This window comes from Bradyrhizobium sp. CCBAU 65884, assembly GCF_028128835.1.
Taxonomy (GTDB): domain Bacteria; phylum Pseudomonadota; class Alphaproteobacteria; order Rhizobiales; family Xanthobacteraceae; genus Bradyrhizobium; species Bradyrhizobium ottawaense.
Genome location: NZ_LBJU01000051.1, coordinates 1 through 4,110, shown reverse-complemented (window position 1 = coordinate 4,110; position 4,110 = coordinate 1). Strand labels below are relative to the sequence as shown.

Here is a 4,110-nt window from a genome sequence, read left to right as displayed (position 1 = left end):
TAATGCGACCGCTGCCGTACTTGTTGCAAAAGCGTTTGAGAGCATATTACCGAGAACATCGTACGTATACGCGTATGTATACGGCGAGGAGCTTGCGCTTAACGCATATGCATTGAGTAGCCGGTTCAGTGCGTCATATGAATATGTAATGGTCGCTGCTGCTGTACTACTTGCCGTGTTTGCAATCTGGGTAATATTGCCGACCGGATCGTATGCGTACGCGAAGTTTTGAATGGTCGCTGACCCGCTCGTCGTCTGCAGATTGGACAGCCGGTACATCGCACTTGCATCGTAGAAGTACGTGGTGGACGCATTATTCCCAAAGCGCACGTTGTTGATCGCCCCCTGGGGCGCATAGTCGTAATTAGTGATGATGTCGGACAAGGAGCCGCCGGATGGCTTGCGTTGCACACGATTCGGGAGTCCGGCGAGATTGTAGCTGTAGCTGACTTGCGAGCCGTTGGGGTAGGTAAGTCCTGTCAGGTTCCCCTGTCGGTCATATGCGTACTGCATGTTGTACGAGAAATTGCTGACAGTCGTCGTCGCGGATGTGACGCGGCCAAGAATGTCGTATGCATTAGTTGTTTTTGCCGACGTGGATGAGGCTACGCATATGTTGCCTATGCCATTGGTGCAGCTGTCGTACGTGAGTGTGACGTCGGTTCCCGCCTGGCCCGTATAGTCCTCTGTGAGCATACGGCTGAGCGCGTCATATGTGCGATTGACTATTTGACTCTTGGGATCGGTCTGCGAGGTCATATTCCCCGCGGCGTCATAGGTGTATGTCCATGCGCCGAACGTGCTATCCCCTACGGCATGCACGTCTTGCGCCGCTGTGCGGCGGCTGAGACCATCGTACGTGAACGCGCGAACATTGCCGGATGCATCGGTAGTCGTGGCCAGATTGTTGAGTGCGTCATATGAATATGCGGTGGTGCCGTCGGCGGTGGCGTGCTCGACTACGGTCGCAAGGTTGCCGAATGCATCGACGATCATATCTTTGAAGTGGCCATTCGCATCCGTGGTGGTGGTCGTCCATTTGCTGTAAACGTTGGTCGTATTGCCGACAGCATTTGAAATACTCGTGACTCGTTGCAGCGGATCGTAGATGTAGTTGGTGTAGAGATTCGAGGCTGTAGTTGGGCTCGTGAACGAGCTCCCAGAGGAGAAGTACGGGAGGCTCGTCGAGGCGAGTTCGCTCGCTTGATTGTATGCACGGTCGAAGACGCCAAAGACGTTCGCCGTCTGCGAATGCTTGCGTTCTTGGATCAGTCGATTGAGCCCGTCGTAGTAATCATACGTGTCGACCGTGTTTGCAGCGTTCAGGTAATCAGCACGATGCACGAGCGAGGGTGTCGTAGTGCTGTCCGTGTAGGACCATGACGTTGTGGTGGCGTATGTCGTCGATGTAGTCGTCGATGACTGCGCCGTCTCTTTGAGGCGACCCAGCCCGTCGTACAGATTGAGTGTCAAACGACTGTTTGGATCGCTTGATTGCTTCACTTTGCCGTTGGCGTAGTTGTAGTACGCGTTGGTTTTTTGGAGAAGCGCATTGGTGGTAGTGGCGGGATAGAGATTGAAAGCATCGTAGACGTACGACGTGGCATTACCATTGCGATCCGTCGACGTGGCGACGACTCCGTACGAATTGTATGTCTTGGTCGAGCTCGCGTAGGACGAGCCACTGATCCAATCTTCTTGCCTCGTGTTGTTGCCGAGAGTAAGCGAGCCAAATGCGAGCGAGTCGTAGTAGAACTTCTGGTCCGAACTCGTTGCTGAATTATTATTGAACACTGTTCTCTCGATCGGCAAGCTCATGTTGATGGAACTGCTCGCTACGTACGAAATAGTGGTCGTTCGCGTATCACCCGCGACGTCTGTAAAGGTGGTGTCCGGATTGCCGCTAACCTCCCCGTACTGAATGATTTTCAATACATCATCTGTGGTCGAGGAATATTGATAGTCAGTCGCCTTGTCGCGATGAGTTCCGTCGACAGCGAAATCCTGTATGAGCTGTCGACCAAGTCCATCGAACGTCGCATACCCGTGCTGAACGGTATCCCAGCGGTTGAAGGTACTTCGCTTGAGAACGCCAGAGAGATCGGACACATCGGTACGAACAGCGTGACCAAGCAAAGCAAGCGTAGTTTGATTGAAGAATGTTGTTACGATTGAATCTGGAGATGTAACGGTAACAGGCGAGAAGCCGCCAAATCTACGGTCGTGCACATCCGACCCGAGATACCATTTGCCGCCCACGTACGAGTAGGAAGTGGTGGCATAATTGCCCCTGTTGTCGTTTGTAGTTATTTTGCTGGCCGTTAACAAACTGATCGCGGCATCAGGATTGGTAATGGATGAGGCCGAGGACGAATATGTAACGGTTACCCTTCCGCCTTTCGGATTCGTGACGGAGGAGAGAACGTCCTGCTGAAGTTGCCCATTACCTTTGAAATTGGCGTACTCATTGAAAACGAGACTACCCGCACTGCAACTGGTAATGTATGCGGGCAAAGTATAAGCAGTGCTTGTTGCCCATCCGCTTCCCGTGTTGAGGTACACAGCTTTTACATCGGCTGCTTCACCTGAGCAGCCAGTCGTATTTTTATATGCACGAACCAAATCAGGCAGTCCATCACCGTTCAAGTCCATGAATCGGATGCCGCGGTCGTAGTAGGCTGTCGGCGAAGTTGTGCCGAGAAACAGTGTCGATGTTGCAATGGTCCACTGTGGACTAGGAGCGGAATTCCAACCGGTACCGTTGTTGAGCAACACGTACGTATTGGTGCTGCTTGAAAATACCCAGTCGTCCAGTCCGTCACCGTTTATATCAACAAGCTGCGATGCCGTCTCCGTTGGGACGGTCGTCGGAAAGCTTTTTGGCGAGATGAAAACTGTCGTGGTGGCATCGAAGGCCGATCCATTGCCCAAATAAGTGGTCGTGGCAAACGTGCCGGCTAGCGCAGTCACGTAATCAGGAAGACCATCGCCGTTTACGTCACCGAAGATGCCGCCGGTGAGGACCGTGCCGCCACTAGTCTTTTCTGCGAAGGTCGGAATCGAGCCACTATAGCCCGTTGAAGTTGCCGTCCAGCCAAAGTGACCAGTCGAAGTAGCGTAGGTGTTGGTGTATATCGCAAAATCTGACGTGTGTGCTTGATCATCTGCCCATCCACGGACGACGTCTGCTTTCCCGTCACCATTTACGTCTATGTAGCGTACGCCGCGCTCAAGAGGTGCAAGCGAGGGGTACAGCTCCGCCCAATATTCAGGAGAGGTGTCGCTCTGATCTTTGAGTAAAATATTCGGATTGATATTGTCCGGAAAAACGTAGCCGTATAGCGGGGCTGGCATCAAAAGAGTTTCATCATTGATGCCGTTCCCGTTGGTATCTGCAACAGCGTATGATGCGCTCACTATGTTCTGCAAACCGGGCGTATAGAACTGGGTGGATGTAGCCACATACCCGAACGTCATCGCCGGCAAAGTCGTCAGATTATTATTGTCGTCGTAGCCCTTCTGTTGGACGCTGGTGAGCAGCGAACGCGTCCCATTGTGACCTGTACCATAAGTCAGATTGTATTGACGGACGGTGGTACCGTTCACTGCAGCGGTGACTTGCGAAATAACCTTTGTTGTCGTCGCGGAAAAACCTGCAGCGTAGCTTGCGCGCGTATCGGTCCGGGTTGAAGTCGCGAACGTTACTGTGTCGATGCCATCTGTTGAGCCGTGGCCCGTGTACGTTATTTTGTATGGGTACAGAACATTGTTGTCTCTATTGTACGTATATTTGACATAGTTATCATTCGTATCGCGCACCTCTTGCAGCATCCACCTAAATGTCTTGGTGGATGTGCCCGTACTGGTATCGTACATGCGACCAGAGTCGTCCGAGCCATACGTATAACGCGTGCCGTGCTTGTCGTAAACTGTCCATGCATTTGTAGAACTCGAATATGAATACGAGTTGCTTGGTCCGTCAGATACGCGGGGCCTGTATGCTGAGGAAACGGTTTGCCCTGCCGCCTTCAGTGCAATCATCTGCAGATTGAAGTTGCCGCTTGAGGACGCCCACGTCTCAGACATGCCCTGGAGCGTGCGAGGCGTTGA

General features: G+C 52.6%; 1 protein-coding gene. It reads right to left on the bottom strand.

What is annotated here, in order from left to right:
- Positions 1–4,041 (bottom strand): FG-GAP-like repeat-containing protein (locus XI03_RS01780; RefSeq protein WP_271591127.1); only part of this gene is annotated, 4,041 nt, incomplete at its 3' end.
- Positions 4,042–4,110 lie beyond the last annotated feature (69 nt).